This window comes from Pseudonocardia thermophila (assembly GCF_900142365.1).
GTDB classification, from domain to species: Bacteria; Actinomycetota; Actinomycetes; order Mycobacteriales; family Pseudonocardiaceae; genus Pseudonocardia; species Pseudonocardia thermophila.
Map to the genome: position 1 here is coordinate 40,044 of NZ_FRAP01000011.1, position 17,561 is coordinate 57,604.

Here is a 17,561-nt window from a genome sequence, read left to right on the forward strand (position 1 = left end):
CACACATGCACATCTGGCCGGGTTCGCAACATCCCCTGGGCGCCACGTTCGACGGCGGCGGCACGAACTTCGCGATCTTCTCCGAGGTCGCCGAGCGGATCGAGCTGTGCCTGTTCGACGAGGACGGCACCGAGTCACGGGTCGATCTCCCCGAGCGCAACGGCCTGGTCTGGCACGGCTACCTGCCCCGGGTCGGGCCCGGCCAGCACTACGGCTACCGCGTCCACGGCCCGTACGACCCGGCGGCCGGCCTGCGCTGCAACCCGGCCAAGCTGCTGCTCGATCCGTACGCCCGCGCGATCGACGGCTCGATCACCTGGGGCGAGGAGCTGTTCGCCTACCGCTTCGGCGACCCCGAGTCCACCAACGACGCCGACTCCGCGCCGAAGATGATGACCTCGGTCGTGGTCAACCCCTACTTCGACTGGGACGGTGACCGGCCGCTGCGGGTTCCGTACAACGAGTCGATCATCTACGAGGCGCACGTCAAGGGCATGACGATGACTCATCCCGGCATCCCCGACGACGTCCGCGGCACCTACGCCGGCCTCGCCCACCCCGTCATGATCGAGCACCTGAAGTCACTCGGGGTCACGGCGGTCGAGCTGATGCCGGTGCACCAGTTCGTCCACGACTCGACGCTCGTCGAGCGCGGGCTGAAGAACTACTGGGGCTACAACAGCATCGGCTTCTTCGCCCCGCACAACGGCTACGCGTCCTTCGGCACCGCCGGCGAGCAGGTGCTGGAGTTCAAGACGATGGTCCGCGCGCTGCACCGGGCGGGCATCGAGGTGATCCTCGACGTCGTCTACAACCACACCGCCGAGGGCAACCACCTCGGGCCCACGCTGTCGTTCCGTGGCATCGACAACCGCGCCTACTACCGCCTCGTCGACGACGACCCGCGCTACTACTACGACACCACCGGCACCGGGAACAGCCTCAACGTCCGCCACCACGAGTCGCTGCGGCTGATCATGGACTCGCTGCGGTACTGGGTCACCGAGATGCACGTCGACGGCTTCCGCTTCGACCTCGCTTCCAGCCTCGCCCGCGAGTTCCACGAGGTCGACCGGCTGGCGGCGTTCTTCGACCTGGTCAACCAGGACCCCGTGGTGAGCCGGGTCAAGCTGATCGCCGAGCCGTGGGACGTCGGCGAGGGCGGCTACCAGGTCGGCGGATTCCCACCGCTGTGGACGGAGTGGAACGGCCGCTACCGCGACACGGTCCGCGACTTCTGGCGCGGCGAACCGGCCAGCCTCGGCGAGTTCGCCGCCCGGTTCACCGGATCGTCCGACCTGTACGAGGCCGACAACCGCCGCCCGATCGCGTCGATCAACTTCGTGACCGCGCACGACGGGTTCACGCTGGAGGACCTCGTCGCGTATAACGAGAAGCACAACGAGGCCAACGGCGAGGACAACAACGACGGCGAGAGCCACAACCGCTCCTGGAACCACGGCGCGGAGGGTCCGACCGACGACCCCGCGGTGCACGCGCTGCGCGAGCGGCAGAAGCGCAACATCCTCACGACGCTCCTGCTCAGCCAGGGCGTGCCGATGATCGCGCACGGCGACGAGCTGGGCCGCACCCAGCAGGGCAACAACAACGTCTACTGCCAGGACAACGAGCTGTCCTGGATCGACTGGAAGCAGGCTCGCGAGCACGACGTGCTCACCGCGTTCACGTCCCGGCTGACGGCGCTGCGCGCGGCGCACCCGATCTTCCGCCGGCAGCGGTTCTTCCAGGGCCGCGCCATCCACGGGTCCAGCGTCGACGACATCGCCTGGCTGCGCCCCGACGGCCGGCACATGCAGGACGACGACTGGCACCGCGACCGCGCCCCGGTCGTCATGATCTACCTCAACGGGCAGGGCATCCCGGACCGCGACCAGGTGGGGGAGCGCATCGTCGACGACTCCTTCCTGCTGCTGCTCAACGCCGGACACCACCAGCAGATGTTCACGCTGCCCGACGAGGCGTTCGGCCGAGCGTGGACGATCGAGGTGGACACGGCGGACCCGCTGCTGGCGAGCAGCCGCCGCCACCCGCAGCCGAACGGCCGGCTGCGCATCCCGCCGCGCTCGATGCTCGTCCTGCGCTGCACCGTCCGCTGAGCCCCGGACGATGAGGCCCGGACGCTGGGCCCAGGAATGGCCGCAGCCGGAACGGGGTACGCGACCGCCGTGACGTCCGAAGCGGTCGACGCCGCCCACTCGCGCCCCGCCGGCGCCTCCGACGAGCTCGTCGAGGCGAACGGCAAGTTCTCCGAGGCCCTGGAGTACCTGGAGCGCGTCCGCGGCCACCTGTACTCCTTCCACCAGCTCATCGGTCGCTGCGACCTGCTGCTCGACGACGTCGTCGACGGCCTGCGCGCGGCGGGCCGCGACGATCTCGCCGACCGGGTCCAGGACGAGGTCCTCGGCCGCAACGTCCTGGCTGGGCGCTGGACCTTCCAGATCGTCGAGGAGTTCGACGAGGGCTACTACGCGGCCTTCCGCGACATGGAGCGCGAGGTTCGCGAGCAGACCCTCGACGGGCGCCGCCACGTGTTCGAGGCCGAGATGGAGCAGCGTCGCCGCACGAAGGGCCGCCGCGGGCACGAGGCGACGCCGGAGGACACCCGCGGCTGACCTCGCCGCGATCATCGTCGGGCCCCGGGCTACGGTCGGGGCGTGCCCGTGGAACCACCTCCTTCGCGCTGGCGGTTCGACGTCGACGACGTCCTGGAGCACGGGAGCGAGGACCTCGTCGCGGTCGGGGCCGACCTGGAACCGGGCACCCTGCTCGCGGCCTACCGGCGCGGGCTGTTCCCGATGCCGCTGGACCCCGGTCTGCCCGAGGGACCGATCTCGTGGTGGTCCCCGGTGCGGCGCGGGGTGCTCCCGCTGGACGCGCTGAAGGTGTCGCGGTCGCTGCGCAAGTCGTGCAAGACGTTCGAGATCCGGGTGAACACCGCGTTCGCCGAGGTCATCGACGCGTGCGCGGATCCGCGCCGCCCGCACGGCTGGATCGACGACCGCATCCGCGCCGCTTACGTGCGCCTGCACGAGCTGGGCTGGGCCCACTCGGTGGAGTCGTGGCGCGCCGGGCGGCTGGAGGGTGGGCTGTACGGGGTCGCGATCGGCGGGCTGTTCGCCGGCGAGTCGATGTTCCACCGGGCCCGCGACGCGTCGAAGGTGGCGCTGGTCGGGCTCGTCGATCTCCTCTCCGACGAGCACGCCGAGCGCCGGCTCATCGACGTCCAGTGGCAGACCCCGCACCTGGCCTCGCTCGGGGTGCAGGAGATCCCGCGCGCCGACTACCTCGCCCGGCTGCCCGCGCTGCTCGACGTCCCGCTGCCGGCGGCGTTCACCTGACGATCGAACGCCGCGTCCGCGGCCGGCCCAGTCCGGTCAGTGCGGTTCGGTGAGCGCGAACCGGCGGCGCACGTCGGGGCGCTGGGCCAGCCGCGGCGGGTAACCGGGGCCCATGCGCATCTCGGTGTCGGTGGCCTGCAGCGGCTCGCCGCAGTGCGCGCACACGACCTCGGCGTGGGTGTCGTGCCCGCAGGCGCGGTGGTGGAAGGTGACCGGGGGACCGGCCTCGTCGGCCAGCCACCGGTCGCCCCACCGGGTCATCGCCGCGATCACGCCGAAGAAGTCGCGCCCCTTCTCGGTGAGGACGTAGTCGTAGCGGACGGGATCGCGCTGGTAGGGGTGCTTCTCCAGCAGGCCTTCGTCCACCAGCCGGCGCAACCGGTCGGCGAGGGTGTTGCGGGCGATGCTCAGCGACTGGTGGATCTCGTCGAACCGCCGGATGCCGAAGAACACTTCGCGGAGCACGAGCGGGGTCCACCAGTCGCCCAGCAGGTCCATGGTTCGCGCGACGGAGCAGGGCCAGTTCGCGAACGACGTCCTCTTCATGGGCGGAGTCTAGTCGTTGCGGAAAAGGACTCAGCAGCTCAGCAAGCTGCGGCCCGATCCGCGGTTCGATCAGCGGCCCGCGAAGTCCGTGTTGGCGGCGATGCTGCGGCTGCCTCCGGAGAGCAGCTTCGCCACCCCGGTCCGCATGTCACGGGTGTCGAACAGCGGACTGCCGTGGTCGAGCACGGCGCGATCGGCGTCGCGGATGCCGTTGTCGAGGTAGCGCCGCAGCAGGGCCTTTCCCGCGGCGAGCGCCTCCGTCGGCCCGTCTGCGTAGCGCCTGGCCAGCTCGGTGGCTCGATCGAGCAGCTCGGCGTCGGCCACCACGTGGTTGACGATGTTCCAATCGGCGAACTGCTGCGCGGTGTACTGCTCGCCGTCGAAGACGATCTGCTTCGCGCGGGCCGAGCCGGCCCGCTCGGCGAGTCGGTGGATGCCGCCGAGCAGCGTCGTCGTGCCGATGTGCCGCTCGACCTGCGCGAACCGGGCCGACTCCGCGGCCACGACGATGTCGGCGCACAGCGCGAGCTCGAGACCGGCCGCCAGACACAGCCCCTGCACGGCCACGACCGTGGGGACCGGCAGGTCCTCCAGGCGCGCGAACACCGGGAGCGTCCGGCTGAACAAGGCGCGGGCGTGGCGGGCGGAGCGCTCGCGGAACACGCGGACGTCCGCGCCGGCCATGAAGTGCGGGCCCTCGGTGCGGACGAGCAGGGCGCGGATCGATCCGGCGGCGATCGCGCCCTCGACCTCGTCGACCGCCTCGGCGACGCCGGCGATCACCTCCTCGGACATCAGGTTCAGCGGCGGGTTGTCGACGACGAGGACGCCGAGCGCCCCCTCGGTCTCGTAGCGGACGGCGGACATGGCGGTCCTCCCTCGGGCGGAGCACTGGTCAGAGTGCGGCGGCGATGCGGGTGCCCTGGTCGATGGCGCGCTTGGCGTCCAGCTCGGCGGCGACGTCCGCGCCGCCCGCGAGGTGCACCGGCAGCCCGGCGGCGCGCAGCTGCTCGAGCAGGTCCCGGACGGGTTCCTGGCCGGCGCAGACGACGATCGTGTCGACGGCGAGCAGCTGGTGGTCGGTGTGGCCGGGACCTCCGCGTCCATGCTGGAACGACAGGTGCAGCCCCTCGTCGTCGATCTTCTCGTAGCGGACCCCGCGCACCAGCCGGACACCTTTGGCGGCGAGCGCGGCGCGGTGGATCCAGCCCGTGGTCCTGCCGAGCCGGCTGCCGATGCGTCCGCCGGTGCGCTGCAGCAGGATCACCGTGCGGGCCGGGGGTTCGGGCGCGGCAGTCGCGAGCGCGCCGGGTGCGGCCTCCGGATCGGCCACACCCCACTCGCGCCGCCACGCGGGCACGTCCAGCGTCGGGGAGGTGGCGTGGGTGAGGAACGCGCTCACGTCGACGCCGACCCCGCCGGCGCCGATGACGGCGACGCGCGCCCCGACCGGCACCTCGCCGCGCAGCACCTGCGGGTAGCCGACGACGCTCGGGTGGTCGATGCCGGGGATGTCCGGCAGCCGCGGGGTCACGCCGGTGGCGAGCACGATCTCGTCGTAGCCGCCCGCGACGAGCTCGGCGGCGGTCACTCGCCGCCCGAGGTGCAGGGCGACGCCGGTGCGCTCGATCCGCCGGGTGTAGTAGCGGATTGTCTCGGCGAACTCCTCCTTGCCGGGGATGCGCCGGGCCAGGTCGAACTGCCCGCCGATGACCTGTTCGGCCTCGAACAGGTCGACGTGGTGCCCGCGGCCGGCGGCGGTGACCGCCGCGGCGAGCCCGGCTGGGCCGGCCCCGACGACGGCGACGCGCTTGCGTCGGCGGGCCGGGGTGGTGGCCAGCTGCATCACCGGGTCGGTCTCGCGGCCCGCGCGCGGGTTGACCAGGCAGCTGGCCGTCGCTTCGCCGAACACGTGGTCCAGGCAGGCCTGGTTGCAGGCGATGCAGGTGCTGATCTCGTCGGTGCGGCCGCTCGCGGCCTTGCGGATCCATTCGGGATCGGCGAGCAGCGGGCGGGCCATCGAGACCATGTCGGCGTCGCCGCGGGCGAGCACCTCCTCGGCGACCTGCGGCATGTTGATCCGGTTCGACGTGATCACCGGCACCGGTGCGCGCGGGCGCAGCCGCGCGGTGAACGAGGTGAACGCCGCCCGCGGCACGGAGGTCGCGATCGTCGGGACGCGCGACTCGTGCCAGCCGATGCCGGTGTTGAGCAGGTTCGCCCCGGCCGCGGCCACCTCTTCCGCCACGCTCACGACCTCGTCCCAGGTCTGCCCGCCCTCGACGAGATCGGCCAGCGAGATCCGGTAGATGATCAGGAAGTCCGGCCCGACCACCGCGCGGGTGCGGCGCACGACCTCGACGGCGAACCGGCGCCGGTTCGCCGGGGTGCCGCCCCAGTCGTCGGTGCGGTGGTTGGTGCGCGGTGCGAGGAACTCGTTGATCAGGTAGCCCTCGGAGCCCATGATCTCGACCCCGTCGTAGCCGGCTTCGCGGGCGAGCGCCGCGCACGTCGCGAAAGCGTCGATGTGCTCCTCCACCTCGTGCTCGGCGAGCGGGCGGGGCGCGAACCGGTTGATCGGTGCGCGGATCGCCGACGGGGCGACGAGGTCGGGCTGCGTGGAGTAGCGGCCGGCGTGCAGGATCTGCAGCGCGATCCGCCCGCCGGCGGCGTGCACGGCGTCGGTGACGATCCGGTGCGCAGGCAGCTGGTCGGGCGAGGTGAGCATCGACCCGTTCTCGGTCAGCACGCCTTGCGGGTGCGGTGCGTAGCCGCCGGTGACCATCAGCCCGACGCCCCCGCGGGCGCGTTCGGCGAAGTAGGCGGCGAGCCGGGGCGCGTCGGCCGGATCGTCCTCCAGCCCGGTGTGCATCGATCCCATGAGCACCCGGTTCGGCAGGGTCAGGAACCCGAGGTCGAGCGGGGTGAACAGGTGCGGGTAGTCGAGGTGCGTCATGCGCTCACCCGCCCACGCAGCTCGTCGCGCAGGGGCCGGCCGTCGGGCGACCTCGGGATCGCCTCGATGGGGTCCATCAGCCGCACCTCCGCGGACGGCGCGACGGCCGCCGCGGCGAACGGCATGACCTGTTCGGCGTCGCTCATGACCGGCTCCCTCGCGTGATCAGCCGGTGGATCTGCTCGTGGTCGTGCTCTGCGCGCTCCCGCTCCTCGGCGGTGACGCGCTCCAGTCGCACGGGCACGTCCTTGTGGTGGGGGGTACCAGCGATCGGGTCGCGATCGGCGGCGTCGGTGAGCAGGTTGATCCGCGGCCCGTGGACGACCCGCCCGCCGCGGCCGTCGGGGACCGCCATGCCGTAGCCGTGCGGCAGCGCCACCTGCCCGCGGCGCAGGGTGTCGTCGACCTCGGCGCGGGCGACGACGCGGCCGGTGCGGGACACCACCGCGACCCAGTCGCCCTCGGCGGCACCGATGGCGGCGAGGTCGTCGGAGCGCACGTGCAGCGCTCCGTCGGGATCGGTGCGCCGCCACGCGGGCGGCCGCAGGATCTGGTTGGCGTTGTGCCGCCGGCGCTGCCCGTTGACCAATGACAGCGGGTGCTCGGGATCGGGGGCGTCGGCGGCGGGGTCCAGCGCGGTGAGCTGGTCGAGCAGCTCGGGCACGGCGAGCCGGATGCGCGGGTGGCGCACCAGGCTCCAGATCTCGTCGTACGTGTGCCGACTGAACGCGACGCCGCTGGGGCTGGTGAGGATCGCGGTGAACAGCGCCTCGCCGAGGGCGGGACCGGACAGGTCGGTGCCCAGCGCGCGCTGCACCTGGACCGGCATCTTCCGGGCGGCGGTGTGGCAGCCCGGCCACAGGATCGCGGCGGAGGCGGCGCCGTCGGGCAGGGTGCGGCCGAGCGTGCGGTAGAGCAGCACCGGGGCGATCGTCGGGTTCTCCGCGAGCAGGGGCGCGGCGTGCTCCAGCAGGTGCGCGCGGTCGGTGCGGGCGACCTCGGTCAGCTCGTCGAGCACGGAGCGATCGGGCAGCAGGCCCAGCTCGGCGAACAGCCGGGCGTAGATCTCCGCCTCCACCAGCGTGCCGGGCAGCGGCTCGAACACGGGCCGGCGCAGGTGGAAGTAGTTGGTGGGCCACTCGAAGTCGAAGAACGTCCACTCCCACTTCTCGGACTGGGCCGCGGCGGGCAGGACGTACTCGGCGAGCGCGGCGGTCTCGGTGTAGGCGACGTCGACGACGACGGACAGCTCGCACTCGCGGATCGCGCGTTCCGTGCGGATGGTGTCGGCGGCGGTGTTGGCCGGGTTGGCGGATTCGACCCACAGCACCCGTACCCGGTTCGGGTGGTCGGTGAGGATCTCCTCGGCGAGCGTGTTCAGCGGGAGCAGCCCGCCGATGTACTCGAACCCGGTGATCTCCGAGCGCTCACCGCGCGACTCGCCCCACAGCGGGATCAGCCACGAGTGCAGCGCGTTCGTGCCGGGCCGGCCGAAGTTGCCGGTCAGCAGGTAGAGCAGCTTCTCCAGGTAGCTGTTGAGCGTGGAGTTGCGGGTCTGCTGGATGCCCAGCTCTACCCGGACGGTCATCGCGCGGGCGGCGAGGACCATGTCGACGGCGCGGTCGACGTCGGCGCGCTCGAGCTCGGTGTGCGCGATCCACGCGTCGACGGGGATCTTCCGCAGCGCGGCCGCCACCTCGTCGAACCCCTCGGTGTGCGCGGCGAGGAAGTCGGCGTCCACCCCGTCGCGTTCGACGATCAGCGCGAGGATCGCGCCGAGCAGGTACGCGTCGGTGCCCGGGCGCAGCGGCAGGTGCAGGTCGGCCGCCTCAGCGGTCTCCGTGCGCCGCGGATCGACGACGATCAGCTTGCGGTCCGGGTCGTTCCTGATCGTGTTGATCGCGTTGCGGGCGCGGTTGAAGCCGTTGGCGAGCCAGGGGTTGCAGCCGATCACGACCAGCAGGTCGCACTCCTCGACACCCTCGGCGGTGTGGCAGGTCTGGCCGCCGAAGAGCTTGCCGTTGACCCAGAAGTCGCCGGTCTTCTCCTGGGAGAGCGCCCCGAAGAAGCGGGTGGCGTTCATCCAGCGCATCAGCGCGTGGCCGTACCCGCCGCCGGAGTGGTTGCCCTGGCCACCGCCGCCGACGTAGGCGAACGAGCCCGGCCGGCCCGCGGCGAGGTCGGCGTCGCGGACCGCGCGCAGGCGCGCGGCGATCTCGCGGATCGCGGTCTCCCAGCTGATCGGTTCGTGGCCGCCGCCGGGCAGGCGGCGCAGGGGAGCGGTGAGCCGGTCGTCGTGGTCGCCGTACCAGGTGAGCTGCTGCGGCTTCTGGCAGAGGTAGCCCTGGGTGCGCGGGTTCTCCGTGTCGCCGCGGACCCGGGTGATCGCCCGGCCGTCGGTCAGCACCTCCAGCCCGCAGTTGACGTAGCAGAGGTTGCACGCGGTCTTGTGCCAGTTCATGACGCGGCTCCGAGCTCGTGGATCGTGTCGATCGCCTGGGCGAGGGTGGTGAGGCACTCGTCGAGCGCCTCACTCGCGGGGTAGAGGCGGACAGTGGTCACGCGCGCCAGACGCGCAGCCGCTCGCGGACCAGGGGTCCGGTGCTGATGAGCGTCGTGGCGAGCACCGTCTCGTCGGCGCCCGGCGCGGCGTCGTCGCGGTCGCCTGCCCCTGTGCATCCACCGCGACAGCGCGGTCCCGCTGCCGGCCGGTTCGAACCGGAACCGCCGGGCCGCGCTCGGCTCGTCGGTTCGGCCCCCCATCGAGCCGCTCGACGCGCTGCAGCTCGTCGCTCACCTCCGGCATCAGCGTGATGTCGCTGATCAGCGGCTACGCGCGCTCGGGCGGGGCGTCCACCCAGTTCCGCACCTCGACGGTCGGCTCGCGTAGCGGGCACCCGTCCACTCCATCAGGCCGCGCCTCCTCACATCCGGCTGTGTGACCAGTAGAGTTGCTCAACAGGACTTAGTCGTCAAGAGGTACTCCTGCGCAACGGGGCGCTGACGAGCCACGACGCGCAGGCCGACCGGGTCTGTCCCGCCGGGCCCCGCCCTGCTTCAATTCGTCGACGTGTCGTCCGGACCACGGTTCGTCATCGCGGAGCCCCGGCACGGGTCGCTGCCGATGCTGTTGCTGGTCCTCACGCTGGTCACCGGCGTGATCGACGCCGTCAGCCTGCTGACGCTCGGGCGGGTGTTCGTCGCCAACATGACCGGCAACGTCGTCGTCACCGGCTTCGCCATCGCAGGCGTCCCCGACTACTCGCTGCCCACCTCCTTGGCTGCGCTCGCGTGCTTCATGATCGGCGCGGCGATCGCCGGTCGGCTCCTCGTCGACAAGATCGCCGACCGTGGTGAGCTGCTGCGCGCGTCGGTGCTGGTGGAGGCGGTGCTGATCGCGATCTGCCTGGTGATCGTGCTGGTCCGGCCGCCGGTCGTGGACTCCCCGCCGACGATCGCGACCGCCGCGGTCGCGGCACTGGCGATGGGCGTGCAGAACACGCTGGCCCGCCGCGTCGGCGTACCCGACCTGACGACCACGCTGATCTCGATGCCGATGGTCGGACTCGCCGCCGACCACCGGCACACGAACCGCCCGGCCGTGATCCGCCGCGCGTCCGCGATCATCTGCCTGATGGCCGGCGCGTTCCTGGGGGCGCTCGCGATCCACGTGGGCGGCGCCGCGCTGGCCCTGGGCGTGATCCTCGTGCTGCTCGGCGGCGTGGCGCTCACCGCCCACGTGCTGATCCGGCGGGGGCCGGACTGGGAGAACTGACCTCGCTCAGAACCAGCCCGGCTCCGCGTCGTACGTGGTGGTGTCCAGCTTCTCCAGCAGGTCCAGCTGCGGTCCCGTGCGCGGCAGCTCGTAGCGGAAGAAGTAGCGCGCCGCCTGCCGCTTGCCGCGGTGGAAGTCGTCGTCGCGGGAGCCGGTGGCGACGAACTGCTCCAGCCAGATCCACGCGACGACGATGTGCCCGGCGGCCTCCAGGTAGAGCGAGGCGTTCGCCAGCCGCACGGCGGGGGAGACGTCGGCGGAGTGGATCGCGCGGGTGACCGCGACGAGCCGGGTGAGTGCCGCGTCGAGCGCCTCGGCCAGCTCGGCGGCCTCTCCGCCCGTGGCGCGGCCCTGGTCGATCCCGCCGCGCAGCAGCGCCTCCAGCGCGGCGAGACCGGCTCCGTCGGCCATGGCGACCTTGCGGCCGAGCAGGTCGAGCGCCTGGATCCCGTGGGTGCCCTCGTGGATCGGGTTGAGCCGGTTGTCCCGGTAGTGCTGCTCGACGTCGAACTCGCGCGTGTAGCCGTAGCCGCCGTGGATCTGGATCGCGAGGTCGTTCGCCGCCAGGCACCACTGCGACGGCCAGCTCTTCGCGATCGGGGTGAGCACCTCCAGCAGCAGGTTCAGCCGGGCCCGCTCCTCCGGCGACTCCGCGGTGCGCTCCTCGTCGAGCAGCTTGCCGCAGAGCAGGATCAGCCCGAGCGCGCCCTCGACGTACGACTTCTGCGCGAGCAGCATCCGGCGGACGTCCGCGTGCTCGATGATCGGCACGGGCGGCGACGCCGGGTCCTTGGCGCCGGGCAGCCGGCCCTGGGTGCGGGTGCGGGCGTAGTCCAGCGACTTGAGGTAGCCGGTGTAGCCCAGCGCGGTCGCGCCCGCGCCGACGCCGACCCGGGCCTCGTTCATCATGTGGAACATGTAGGACAGGCCGCGGTGCGGCTCGCCGACGAGGTAGCCGACCGCGCCCGGCTCGCCGCCCGGGGTGTGCACGCCCTCCCCGAAGTTCAGCAGGGTGTTCGTCGTGCCGCGGTAGCCCATCTTGTGGTTGAGTCCGGCGAGCACGACGTCGTTGCGCTCGCCGAGCGATCCGTCCGCGTTCACCAGGAACTTCGGCACGACGAACAGTGAGATCCCCTTGACTCCCGCCGGTCCGCCGGGGATCTTCGCCAGCACCAGGTGGACGATGTTCTCGCCCAGCTCGTGCTCGCCCGCCGAGATCCACATCTTGTTGCCGAAGAGGCGGTAGGTGCCGTCGGGGCGGGGCTCGGCGCGGGTGGTGATGTCCGCGAGCGACGAGCCCGCCTGCGGCTCCGACAGGCACATCGTGCCGTGGAAGCGGCCCTCCAGCATCGGCCGCACGAACGTGTCGATCTGCTCCTGGCTGCCGTGGGCGAGCAGCAGGTTCGCGTTGGCGACGGTGAGGAACGCGTAGGCCCAGCTGCCGATGTTCGCGGCCTGGAACCACAGGAACGCCGCGGTCTGCACGACCTGCGGCAGCTGCGCGCCGCCCACCTCTTCGTCCATCGCGGCGGACAGCAGATCCGCCTGCGCGACCGCGTCGAGCGCGTCCTTGACGTCGGCGATCATCTCCACCCGGCCGTCGACGAACCGCGGCTCGTTCAGGTCGGCCTTCCGGTTGTGCGGGGCGAACCGCTCGGCGGCGATCTCCGCGCACAGGTCGAGGATGCCGTCGAAGGTCTCCCGGGAGTGCGCGGCGAACCGCTTGCGGCGGGTCAGGCCCTCGGCGTCGAGCCAGTCGTAGAGCAGGAAGTCCAGGTCGCGCCGGGACAGCAGCAGATCGGGCGTGGACACGGTGCGCTCCAGGTGGTCAGGTGCGGGCGGGTCGGGACAGGATGGCTAGATGGACAGCCCGCCGTCGACCGGCAGGACGACCCCGGTGATGTAGCCGGCCTCGTCCGAGGCGAGGAACGCGACCGCGGCCGCCATCTCCGACGGCGCACCGAACCGGCCCATCGGGATGGTGGCGGCGATCTCCCGGCGGCGGTCCTCCGGGATGGAGGCGACCATGCGCGTCTCGGCGTTCGGGGAGATCGCGTTGACGGTGATGTTGAAGCGCGCCAGCTCCTTGGCGGCGGTCTTGGTGAAGCCGATGATCCCGGCCTTGGCGATGGCGTAGTTGGCCTGGCCGAGGTTGCCGTGCAGGCCGGTGTACGAGGTGACGTTGATGATCCGGCCGCCGCCCTGCTCGCGGAACTGCGGCACGGCGGCGCGGGTGAACCGGTACGTCCCGCCGGCGTGGACGTCGATGACCGCGGCGTAGTCCTCGTCGGTGAGCTTCCAGAGCATCCCGTCGCGCAGGATCCCGGCGTTGTTGACCACGACGTCGAGCCGGCCGGTGTCGGTGACGATCCGGTCGATCACGTCCTGCACCTGTTTGGTGCTGGTGACGTCCGCGGCGATCCCGGTGGCGCCCAGCTCGCGCGCGGTCTCGGCGACCGCGTCGGCGTCGAAGTCGACGAGGAAGGTGTTCGCCCCGCTGGTGTGGAACAGCTCGGCCAGTGCCCGGCCCACGCCCCGCGCGGCGCCCGTGACGACGACCGAGCGGCCGGTGAAGTCGAATCGCACGTTCCCCATGAGTCACCCCATCCGCATCGACAGCTGCCAGACGATCCTAAGCAAGCGCTTAGTAAGTTCGCCAGGGTGGGGTGGCGCTCTTCGGCCGTCGGTATAGCCGTCGGCACGGTGGGCGGCACACTCGTCGGCGCGTCGAGAACGACGTTGTGGCGAATTCGAAACGATTCGAACCGCAACAACGTCGTTCTCGACGCGGGTGCGACCGAAACCGTACCGGTACGGAGGCGACCGGCGGCCCGGATTCCTACGCTCCGATCAGGGTCGTCGTCCGACCGTCGGCCGCTGCTCGTCCCAGCTGCGGAAAGGGTGCGAACGCCTCTTCCGGGTGCGGCGAGCCGTGTTCGTGCATTCGGTTGCAGAGAAGGTGTGGGTGACTCGTGGGCACAGGATCGGGCCAGCTCGTGAACGCGGCGTTCTTCGTCCAATCCGGCGGGCCGCTGCTCGTCGAGAAGGTGAGCGCGCACCCGCCGGGACCGCGTGACGTCGTGGTGCGCATGCGCGCCGCCGGCATCTGCCACACCGACGCGACGGTGCTCGCAGCAGGCGCGCTGCCGACGCCGCCGGCGATCCTCGGCCACGAGGGCGCGGGCGTCGTCGAGTGGGTCGGGCCCGAGGTGAGCGAGTTCAGGGTCGGAGACCGGGTCCTCGGGTTGACGATCTCGCGCTGCGGCCGGTGCGCGAACTGCCGGCGCGGCACCCCCTACCTGTGCGAGACGGCTGGTCCGTACGCCGAGCCGCGGGCGGTGCGCAGCGACGGCACCGAACTCGTCACCAAGAACGGCCTGGGCACCTTCGCCGAGACGATGACCGTGCCGCCGGAGCGGCTGATCGCCGTCCGCACGGACCTGCCCGACGAGCAGCTGGCGCTGGTCGGCTGCGCGATCACCACCGGGTACGGGGCCGTCGTCAACTCCGCTGCGGTGCAACCAGGGCAGACCGTCGTCGTCATCGGGTGCGGCGGGGTCGGTCAGGCCGTCGTCCAGGCGGCTCGCATCGCCGGCGCCGAGCGGGTGATCGCGGTCGAGCCGGTGGCCGCGAAGCGGGAGCTCGCCCTGCGGCTCGGCGCGACGGACGTGATCGACCCGACGAGCGGGCAGCCGCTGGCGGAGGCCGTGCGCGCCCTCGGGGTGGCCGGCGCCGACCACGCGTTCGACACGGTCGGGCGGACCGCCACCGTGCGCGACTCCTACACCGCGCTGCGCCGCGGCGGCACCGTGGTGGTGATCGGCATCGGCGACATCCGCACCGACTACGCGCTGCCGGGCACGCTCGTCGTCGAGGCCAAGCAGGTGGCGGGCTGCGTCTTCGGCAACGCCGACGTCGACCGCGACGTGCCGCGCATCCTCGAGCTCGCCGCGGAGGGGCGGCTCGACATCGCGTCCATGATCGACAAGGTGATCGACCTGCAGTCGGCGCCCGCGGCGCTGGACGCGCTGCACCACGGGGACGGCACCGGGCTGCGCACCGTGATCGCGTTCTCGTGATCCGCGCGGGGGTGTCGGCCGCCGGGTGCCGCGCCCGGCGGCCCGCACCCCCGCAACCTCACGCTCCGAGCCTCACAACCCGAACTCGGCGGCGCGCTTGACCAGCTCGATCCGGGAGTTGATCCCGAGCTTGCGGTAGCCGTTGCTCACGTGCGACTCGACGGTCCGTTCGCTGATGAACAGCCGGTCACCCACCTCGCGCGCCGACAGTCCGCCCATCCACAGCGTCATGACCTGGCGCTCGCGCAGGGTCAGCGGCTGGACGTAGCAGGGGCGCGGCTGCTTCGGCGCCACCTGGTTGGCCGAGGTGGGCCGGATGACCAGGGTCTTGGCCGATCGGGTGATCAGCGCGGTCGCCTTCTGGTACAGCGTGGCCAGCAGCGGGTCGTCCGGGCGGGAGGTCGGCCGGAAGTCGCTCAGGACGATCGTCTTGACCTCGGGGTTGCCGGCGTGGTGCGCCGCGGCTTCGAGCGCCTGCCGGATGACGGCGCGCGCGTCGGCGTCGACGTGCGGGTTGGGGGTGATCCACCCGATCCCGCCCTCGACGTGGGAGGTGATCGCAGTCCATCGACCTGCCTCCGTCGTCATCGCCGCCTCCTTACACAATCTTCGTCGAGTGTGTAACGCGAGACGGTACACGATTCCCCTAGAGTGTGTAAGTCGTAGTCGCGAGAAGGGCGGGACACCGTGGTCGAGGCCGTGCGGTTCGAGCTCGACGAGCTCGAACCACCGCAGAACGACCGGGAGGCGCGCACCCGGCGGCTCATCGTCGACGCGGCCCGGCTGACGTTCGAACGGGTCGGCATCCGGCGAGCGACGATGGACGACATCGCCGGGGCCGCGGGGGTGTCCCGCAAGACCGTCTACAACTACTACGAGAACAAGCCGAGGCTGATCGGCGAGGTGATCGCGGCGGAGAGCCTGCGGGTCGCGCTGGCCGCCCAGGCGCAGATCGACCTGTCCCTGCCGGCCGAGGAGCTGCTCGTCGAGGCGAAGATGATCTGGCTCGTGACCGCGCGGGACAACCGGTGGGTGCGCCTGCTGCTCACCCCCGAGGCGCTGGAGATCTCGGCGCAGACCCTCGAGCAGTCCGACCGCGTCCGCTCGGTCATGCGCCGGTTCTGGGAGCCGATCCTGGAGCCGATCGAGGCGGCCGGGCGGTTGCGGGCCGACCTCGACGAGACCGTCGAGTGGTTGTCGCTGCAGCACTTCGTGCTGCTCTCGCGCCCGTCGTTCCTCGCCGGTGACGACGAGCGCGCCCGGCGCCTGCTGCGCACCTTCCTCGTGCCGGCGGTGCTGCGCCCGGCCGACGGTTCCTGACCGCCCGCGGCCGGCGGCCCGCATTCTCGTCGTCGCGCATTACACCGTGCGGTCAGCGGGGTGCCGATCTCCGGTGGGATTTTCGCGAGGCATCCGTACTGGTACCGACGTGCGTGCCGGGTGCCGTCGGTAGCGTACGCAGCGCCGTGCCGAGCGAAATACCACAGGTCGATGTTGATGCGGTGGCCCGCACTTCGTGGAGTGCCGTGGCCGGAATGGAGATCGCGCGGGCGATGACGACTACCGAGAACACCCGGCAGCTTGCGGCGGACGGAGCCCGTTTCCTCGGCGATCCGGCGTTCCGGGTGAATCCCGAGGACTTCTACCGGCGGCTCGTCGAGGAGGCCCCGGTCCTGCCGCTCGGGAACGGGACCTGGCTCATCGGCGGCCACGCCGAGCTGCGCGCCGCGCTGCGCGACACGCGGTTCAGCCGGGCGGCCGGAGCAGCGCACGAGTCGGAGTTCCTCAGCTCCGACCCGCGGCCCGAGGTGCAGCGGATGGGCCGGTGCCTGCGCGGGACGATGCTCTACCTCGACCCGCCGGAGCACGCCCGCGTCCGCAAGTTCCACCGCGACCCGTTCCTGCCCCGCGCGGTGCGGGAATGGCAGGACGAGGCGGACCGGATCGCCGACGAGCTCGCCCGGAACCTGCCCAAGGACGAGGTCTTCGATCTCAAGGAGAAGTTCGCGCTGCCGATTCCGGAGCGGCTGATCTGCACGATCCTCGGTGTCCCGGTCGAGGACCACAAACTGTGGGAGGAATGGACCGGCGCGCTGCTCCGACTGGACCGCACCGGGCACGCCGAGGACGGCGGGTTCGAGGAGGCCCGGGCCGCGATGGTCGCGTTCGGGGAGTACTTCGACGCCCTCATCCGCGAGCGTCGGGAGAATCCGGGGGACGATCTGATCAGCGTGCTCGTCGCCGAGGACGAGACCGGTGACCGGCTCACCGACGACGAGCTGGTCGGCAACCTCATCCTGCTGACCAGTGCCGGGCACGAGACCACGGCGAACACCATCGCGAGCACCGTCGTCCTCCTGCTGCGCGACCGCGCCAACTGGGACCGGCTCCTCGCGGATCCGTCGCTCGCGGACAAGGCGATCGAGGAGGTCCTGCGCATCGAGGGCGCCCAGCGCTTCATGGTCCCGCGCACGACCACCGAGGACGTGGAGATCGGCGGCCACACCATCCCCGCGGGCGACCGGGTCATCTTCGTGACCCATGCGGCCAACCGCGATCCGTCGGCCTTCCCCGACCCGCTGCGCTTCGACATCGACCGCGACCCGAAGTCGCACGTGGCCTTCGGCGGTGGTGCGCACACCTGCCTCGGTGTCCACCTGGCCCGGCTGGAGCTGGTCACCGCGCTGCGGGCACTGCTGCGCCACCACCCGAACCTGGCCCTGGCCGTGCCGGAGGAGCAGCTGGAGACGAGCCCGACGCCGACCGTGCGCGGCTGGGAGTCCCTGCCGTGCATCTCGACCACCGCGTGACGCGCACCCACACGCGGTGAGCGCGGCCCGCGTGCC

At 71.8% G+C, this 17,561-nt stretch carries 15 protein-coding genes; 7 read left to right on the forward strand and 8 right to left on the reverse strand.

The genetic code is table 11. The annotated features are described in order from the left end of the window. The first annotated feature begins 5 nt into the window (after nucleotides 1-5). The 3 genes from glgX (at nucleotide 6) to aat (ending at nucleotide 3,359) form a co-directional block, all read left to right on the forward strand. Nucleotides 6-2,117, forward strand: a complete 2,112-nt coding sequence (gene glgX, locus BUE41_RS15155) for a glycogen debranching protein GlgX (RefSeq protein ID WP_073457762.1) — start codon at nucleotides 6-8, stop codon at nucleotides 2,115-2,117. A gap of 69 nt (nucleotides 2,118-2,186) precedes the next feature. Beyond that, nucleotides 2,187-2,633, forward strand: coding sequence for a hypothetical protein (locus tag BUE41_RS15160; protein ID WP_200803923.1), 447 nt, complete (start codon nucleotides 2,187-2,189; stop codon nucleotides 2,631-2,633). Between the two features lie 42 nt (nucleotides 2,634-2,675). Continuing rightward, nucleotides 2,676-3,359, forward strand: coding sequence for a leucyl/phenylalanyl-tRNA--protein transferase (gene aat / locus BUE41_RS15165; RefSeq protein ID WP_073457764.1), 684 nt, complete (start codon nucleotides 2,676-2,678; stop codon nucleotides 3,357-3,359). Nucleotides 3,360-3,395: 36 nt separating this feature from the next. Here the strand turns inward: aat and BUE41_RS15170 are convergent, their stop codons facing one another. The 5 genes from BUE41_RS15170 to BUE41_RS15185 form a co-directional block, all read right to left on the reverse strand. Next, complete coding sequence (locus BUE41_RS15170; RefSeq protein ID WP_073457765.1) at nucleotides 3,396-3,905, reverse strand: winged helix-turn-helix transcriptional regulator; 510 nt, start codon at nucleotides 3,903-3,905, stop codon at nucleotides 3,396-3,398. 69 nt (nucleotides 3,906-3,974) lie between these two features. Beyond that, the gene (locus BUE41_RS15175) at nucleotides 3,975-4,772 is read right to left on the reverse strand and encodes an enoyl-CoA hydratase/isomerase family protein (RefSeq protein ID WP_073457766.1); all 798 of its coding nucleotides are present in this window, start codon (nucleotides 4,770-4,772) and stop codon (nucleotides 3,975-3,977) included. A gap of 28 nt (nucleotides 4,773-4,800) precedes the next feature. After that, nucleotides 4,801-6,861, reverse strand: coding sequence for an NADPH-dependent 2,4-dienoyl-CoA reductase (locus tag BUE41_RS15180; RefSeq protein ID WP_073457767.1), 2,061 nt, complete (start codon nucleotides 6,859-6,861; stop codon nucleotides 4,801-4,803). Next, nucleotides 6,858-7,007, reverse strand: a complete 150-nt coding sequence (locus BUE41_RS30790; protein WP_159444912.1) for a hypothetical protein — start codon at nucleotides 7,005-7,007, stop codon at nucleotides 6,858-6,860. The genes BUE41_RS15180 and BUE41_RS30790 overlap by 4 nt, the downstream gene beginning before the upstream one ends. Then, nucleotides 7,004-9,322 carry a molybdopterin-dependent oxidoreductase gene (locus tag BUE41_RS15185; RefSeq protein ID WP_073457768.1) on the reverse strand — a complete coding sequence of 773 codons (2,319 nt, stop codon included), beginning with the start codon at nucleotides 9,320-9,322 and terminating at the stop codon, nucleotides 7,004-7,006. Before BUE41_RS15185 ends, BUE41_RS30790 begins: the two co-directional genes overlap by 4 nt. 609 nt (nucleotides 9,323-9,931) lie before the next feature. On the opposite strand from BUE41_RS15185, the gene BUE41_RS15190 reads away from it, so the two are divergent. After that, nucleotides 9,932-10,636 (forward strand): YoaK family protein, encoded by a 705-nt coding sequence (locus BUE41_RS15190; RefSeq protein WP_084755087.1) that lies wholly within the window; start codon nucleotides 9,932-9,934, stop codon nucleotides 10,634-10,636. A 6-nt stretch (nucleotides 10,637-10,642) separates the two neighbouring features. Here the strand turns inward: BUE41_RS15190 and BUE41_RS15195 are convergent, their stop codons facing one another. Further along, nucleotides 10,643-12,448: an acyl-CoA dehydrogenase gene (locus BUE41_RS15195; protein ID WP_084755089.1), complete on the reverse strand. Its 1,806-nt coding sequence runs from the start codon at nucleotides 12,446-12,448 to the stop codon at nucleotides 10,643-10,645. Between the two features lie 45 nt (nucleotides 12,449-12,493). Beyond that, entirely contained in the window at nucleotides 12,494-13,231 is a 738-nt protein-coding gene (locus tag BUE41_RS15200; protein ID WP_073457770.1) for a glucose 1-dehydrogenase, read from the reverse strand. Between the two features lie 377 nt (nucleotides 13,232-13,608). Between BUE41_RS15200 and BUE41_RS15205 the strand changes: the two genes are divergently transcribed. Further along, complete coding sequence (locus BUE41_RS15205) at nucleotides 13,609-14,715, forward strand: zinc-binding dehydrogenase (protein ID WP_143172174.1); 1,107 nt, start codon at nucleotides 13,609-13,611, stop codon at nucleotides 14,713-14,715. A gap of 72 nt (nucleotides 14,716-14,787) precedes the next feature. Here the strand turns inward: BUE41_RS15205 and BUE41_RS15210 are convergent, their stop codons facing one another. After that, complete coding sequence (locus BUE41_RS15210) at nucleotides 14,788-15,303, reverse strand: helix-turn-helix transcriptional regulator (RefSeq protein WP_073457772.1); 516 nt, start codon at nucleotides 15,301-15,303, stop codon at nucleotides 14,788-14,790. A gap of 99 nt (nucleotides 15,304-15,402) precedes the next feature. Here BUE41_RS15210 and BUE41_RS15215 point away from each other — a divergent pair, with 99 nt between their 5' ends. Both BUE41_RS15215 and BUE41_RS15220 read left to right on the forward strand, forming a co-directional pair. Continuing rightward, entirely contained in the window at nucleotides 15,403-16,035 is a 633-nt protein-coding gene (locus BUE41_RS15215; RefSeq protein WP_073457773.1) for a TetR/AcrR family transcriptional regulator, read from the forward strand. A 233-nt stretch (nucleotides 16,036-16,268) separates the two neighbouring features. Then, nucleotides 16,269-17,525, forward strand: coding sequence for a cytochrome P450 (locus BUE41_RS15220; protein WP_143172175.1), 1,257 nt, complete (start codon nucleotides 16,269-16,271; stop codon nucleotides 17,523-17,525). The last annotated feature ends 36 nt before the right edge of the window (nucleotides 17,526-17,561 follow it).